2 protein-coding genes and 1 pseudogene are annotated in these 4793 nt (G+C 74.3%); all 3 read right to left on the bottom strand.

Translation table 11 applies throughout. The annotated features are described in order from the left end of the window. Positions 1-496, bottom strand: a pseudogene (locus FM076_RS33555) (hypothetical protein); the annotation flags it as partial. A gap of 164 nt (positions 497-660) precedes the next feature. Beyond that, the gene (locus FM076_RS08935) at positions 661-1785 is read right to left on the bottom strand and encodes a sensor histidine kinase (protein WP_345944930.1); all 1125 of its coding nucleotides are present in this window, start codon (positions 1783-1785) and stop codon (positions 661-663) included. 55 nt (positions 1786-1840) lie between these two features. After that, positions 1841-4792 carry an alpha-N-acetylglucosaminidase gene (locus FM076_RS08930; RefSeq protein WP_345944929.1) on the bottom strand — a complete coding sequence of 984 codons (2952 nt, stop codon included), beginning with the start codon at positions 4790-4792 and terminating at the stop codon, positions 1841-1843. Position 4793 lies beyond the last annotated feature (1 nt).

Here is a 4793-nt window from a genome sequence, read left to right as displayed (position 1 = left end):
GTCTGCGGCGCACCGCCGTCAGCGGGTGCGGCACCGGCACCGCGCACAGGGCGCACGGGCCGGGCACCTTCGCCTCCGGCACGGTGTCGGCCGCCGCGAGCGCGGCCTCCGGGTCCCGGACCCGGACCGCGCTCAGCAGGTCCCGGATGTCCGCGTCGGCCATCCCCTCCAGGTGGCGCAGGGCGTGCGCCGCCCGCGCCGGTGCCTCCCGGGGCCGGGGGGAACGCGGCGTCCAGGGGCGCTCCAGCGCCGCCCGCACCACCCGCAACCGCAGCCACACGTACGCCGGGTCCTCGTCCCCCTCCCCGGAGGAGGGCAGGCCCGCCGTGGACGTGCATCGGCGCGGCAGTGCCTGACGGGTCACCTCGTGCGCCCGCAGCGCCCGCCGCCGGCCGCCCCCCAGCACCCCGTACGCGAGCCGCACCAGCCGCCCGTAGTGCTCCACGAGAGCGGCCTCGGCCTGCTCGACGTCCACCGTCGCTGGCCCCTCACTCACACCCACCAGAACGACCCGCACCGGGACAAGTCACTCGCGGCCGTGCCCACCGAACCCCCCCCCGCCCCGCCGCGACGGCGCACGAACGCGACGGCGAGGGCCGGGACCGCAACGGCGAGCGTCGCGAACGCAACGGCGAGCGTCCGGCGGGGTACGCGAGGCGTTCAGCCCAGCGGCTCGGCGGGAACCTCCAGCGTCACCATGGTGGGCCCGCCGACCGGACTGTCGACGGCGAGCACACCGTCGAACTGGGCGAGCCGCCGCTGGACGCCGCGCAGTCCGGACCCCGCCTCCGGACTGGCCCCGCCCTTGCCGTCGTCGGTGACGGAGACCCGGATCGCCGCCCCGCCGGGGGCGTCCCGCGCGTACAGCGCGTCGAGCCACACCCGCGAGGCCGCCGCGTGCTTGGCCGTGTTGGTCAGGATCTCGCTGACGGCGAAGTAGACCGCCGTCTCGACGGGTTCGGGGAAGCGGCCGGGCAGCTCCACCTCGGCCTCGATGGGCACCTGCATCCGCAGGGCCAGCGCCCGCAGCGCGTCCCCGAGGCCGCGTTCGGCCAGTACGGGCGGGTGGATGCCGCGTACCAGGTCCCGCAGTTCGGTCAGCGCCTCGGCACTGTTCTCCCGCGCCTGGGCGATCATCTCCTTGGCCTTGGCCGGATCCCGCTCGACCAGCGCCTCGACGGCGCCCAGACTCATCCCCATCGCCACCAACCGCGCCTGGGCACCATCGTGCAGATCCCGCTCGATACGCCGCAACTCGGCCGCCGAGGAATCCACCGCGTCATGCCGCGACTCATACAGCTCCTCCACCCGCCGGGCGAGCAGCATCTCGCGGGTGGGCTCCAGCATCCGCTTGGTGAGCTGGTGGTTGAGCGGCAGCATCGGCGGCAGCAGCGCGGTGACGAAGCCCGCCGTCATGTCGGCGGGAAGCCAGGCGATGTCCCGCCAGGTCGCCGGGTCCTTGAGCAGGTGCACGCACCGCTCCACCTGGCCGACCACGCCACCGCTCGTCCCGCGCGGCCAGGGGCGGTACGGCTCGGGCACCTCCATACCGCCCCAGGCGCGCACGAGCCGCCGGCGCTGGTTGGCGTACCGGCGCAGGACGTGCTGCACGGGCGGCAGCAGGACGACGCCCACACCGATGGGCAGCAGCGCGACCGCGAGGAGAGACAGGACGAACAGCAGGATGGAGAGCGGCAGGGTGGCGACGGCGAGCGCGGGCCCGCGCACCAGCGCCAGCATCAGCTCGTGCGTCTGCACCGCGGCCCGCGGCCTGTCGTCCGTCACCTTCGCCTGCCCTCCCCGCCCCGCCCTGTGCGTCCCGCCCCGCCCGTGGGCGCGCCTAGCGTGTCTCCCAGTCCGCGAACTCGGCCAGGGCGCGGACCGAGCTGCCGCCGTTGGTCGCCGTCATGAACGCGCCGGCGTCCTGTCTGCCTGACGCGGAGGGGACCTCGACGGTTGCGACGGTACGCCACGTCCTCCCGTCGTCGGTGGACAGCTCACCCGTGAACGCGGTGCCGGAGCGGGACAGCCGCAGGGTGACGGGCGCCTGGACGCCGGTGATCCGCTGGTAGGTGTCCAGGCTCCCGTCGCCGTCGCTGTCGTAGGAGAGGACGACACCGCTGCCCGGGGTGGCCGCCAGGTTCACGAACCCCGGGCCGGACGCCTCCGGGAGCCGGTTGCGCACGATGATGCCCGCGCGCGCCCACGGCCCGCTGTCCTCCTGGGAGACGACCTTCAACGTCACCGAGCCCCTCTCGTCCAGCGCCTCCGGGCGGTAGACGGCGCCGAACTCGGCGGTGGCCTTCCACAGGTCGGCGCCGGCGCCGTCGATGGCCCACCGTCCGTCCAGGTGGCCGAAGACGGCGTCGTTCGTCGTCACGGTGCGCACGCCGTCGGGCAGCGGCCCGGCGCGGAAGACCCGCCCCGACTCGCCGGTGGTGACCCGGTCCTGGTCGGCGGGTCCGGCCTCGACCTCGACGGTGTAGTCCATCGGGTCCAGCGGGCGGGACAGCGCGCCGTCCGGGACCGCCACCCGCCAGCGGACGGCGGCCCGGCCGCCGGGCTCGATCGCACGGTGCGAGGTGGGGCCCTGCGGCTCGGCGCCGTCGATGCCGCGGAACGCCATGTCCACGGTGCCGGTGGGGCACAGCCCGTTCTCGTTGCGGTACTCGGCCCGTACGGTGCTGGACGCGCCCGGCGTGACGGCGCGCGGCTCGGCGACGACCTTGAGCGAGCCCTGGTACGGCGCCTTGACGAGCACGTCGCGCACCCGGGTGGCGGTGGCGTAGGGGTCGCCGACCGGGCGGGTCGGATAGGTGTTCGTCTGCCGGGTCCAGGGCTCCTCCCGCGCGTACCAGTCGAACTTCTTCGGGGCGCGGCCCGCGTCGAGGGCGTCCTGGAGGTCGTCCAGGTACGCCTTCCACTGCGGCAGGTGGAAGTCGCGGATCAGGCCGTGCCAGTCGCGGTTGGCGTAGTTGGCCAGATGGCCGCCGTCGGCCGTGGCCCGGTCCCCCCAGGTGGTGACCAGCACCCGCGCCGTGTGCTCCAGGGCCGCGCTCTCCTGCCCGGAGGAGCCCGCGCCGCGCGCCGCCGCCAGCCACGGGCCCAGCAGGAAGGCCCGGTGGCCGCCGGACATCTCGTCGGCCAGCTCCATCAGCTTCAGCCACAGCGCCGCCAGCTTCCGGAAGCGGGCCGCGTCCTTCTTGCGGTGCGCGTCCTGCAACTGCCCGATCAGCGACCACGAGCGGTTGGCCAGCACCTGGCGTCCCACATCGGTCAGGTCGTAGCGGTAGGCGTCGCTGTCGCGCAGCCGCGCGTCCACCTTCAGCAGCGCGTCGAACGCGGCGTCGAAGGCGGGCAGGTCGAACGCGGGCGTGTGGGTGGCGTAGTAGGCGCCGGAGCGGGCCGAGAGGCTGGGCCGGGCGGCGAAGATGCTGTCGTGCGGCCGTCCGTCCTTGCTGCTGATGCGGTACGCGGTCTCGCGCAGCGCGGCCATCGCCCTGGCGGCCTCGGTGTCCCGGCCGCCGTAGCGCGCCCGCGCCCAGCCCGCGAACCAGCTGCCCCGGTCCACCGCCTTCTCGCGCCACGCCAGCTCGCTGAACAGCTCCAGCGCCGCCGCGTCCCGGTGGGTGGCCTCCGGCATGTAGCAGGTGCCGACCAGCTTGCTGCCCCGCTTGTCGCGCCAGGCGGTGAACCGCTCCGCCCACATGTGGGTCTTGGCGCCCATCGTGGTCCGCCCGCCGAAGTTGGGGATGGTGCCGAACGCGTACGGCACCCCGCCCCAGTCCTTCTCCCGGTCGGTGACCCGCTCCAGGTCGGAGAGGCCGTCGACGATGAGCATCTTGTCCTTGGCCGCCAGCCCCTTCAGCAGGTCGCGGCGCGGGTTCTCCTGCCAGCCGAGAATCACCCAGGTGGCGCCGGGCCGTGCGGTGTGCAGCGCCTTCTCCACCGCCCGCGCCGCCTTGGCCACCGGCACGTCACCGGGGTCGCCGCCCTCGTGCAGCAGGTCCATCTTGACGTGGGTGGCCGTCCCGAACAGCTCCTTCTGGTGCCTGTAGAAGGACGCCGCCACCTTGCGGAAGACCGCCGTACGCGGGTCCAGCCACGCCGGCCGCTGCAACCCGCTCCACTTGCCCTGCGGAATCGTGCGGCCGCCCTTGTTGCGCTTGGCGAAGTCGGTGGGGACGGTGCCGAAGTAGCCCGGCAGCACCGGTGTGATGCCCAGCTCGCGCATCCGGCCCACCACGCGCCGGCCCAGCTCGGTCCGTCTGGCCAGCAGCTCCTTGCTGATCGGGCCGCCGTACTCGGCCATGTTCTGCAGCAGCCACCACGGCTGGTGGCTCGGCGCCGGGATCCAGGCGCGGGCCTCGGCCTCGCTGTAGCCGAACTCCTGGAGCACCCGGTGGTAGACAGCCTCCTGGCCCGCGGTGACCAGCACCTGGTTGAAGCCGTGCAGGGCCAGCACGTCGAGGAAGCGCTCCCAGTGCTCCCAGTCGGCGTAGGGCGCGGTGTAGCCGTCGTGGGTGTCGTTGAGCGCGAACCGGTGGGGGACGGTGGCCTTCTGGGCGTGCTTGGCCCGCGGCGCCGGGAGCGTGGCGGGCAGGTCGAGCCGGCTGCCGGACCAGGAGAGGTGCGCGTCGCAGCTGTACTTGAGGTACCAGTGCACCCCGGTGAGCATCGCGACGGGACCCGTACCGGCGACCCGGACGCGGCCCGCGCTCCCAGTGACCTCGAAACGCTCGGGGCCGCCGATCCGCTGGAGCGTGATCTGGTCGGCGTGCCGGGGCAGCACC

It is taken from the genome of Streptomyces albus subsp. chlorinus (genome assembly GCF_013302895.1).
Classification (GTDB): Bacteria; Actinomycetota; Actinomycetes; order Streptomycetales; family Streptomycetaceae; genus Streptomyces; species Streptomyces chlorinus.
This window is presented reverse-complemented; position numbering and strand designations above follow the sequence as displayed.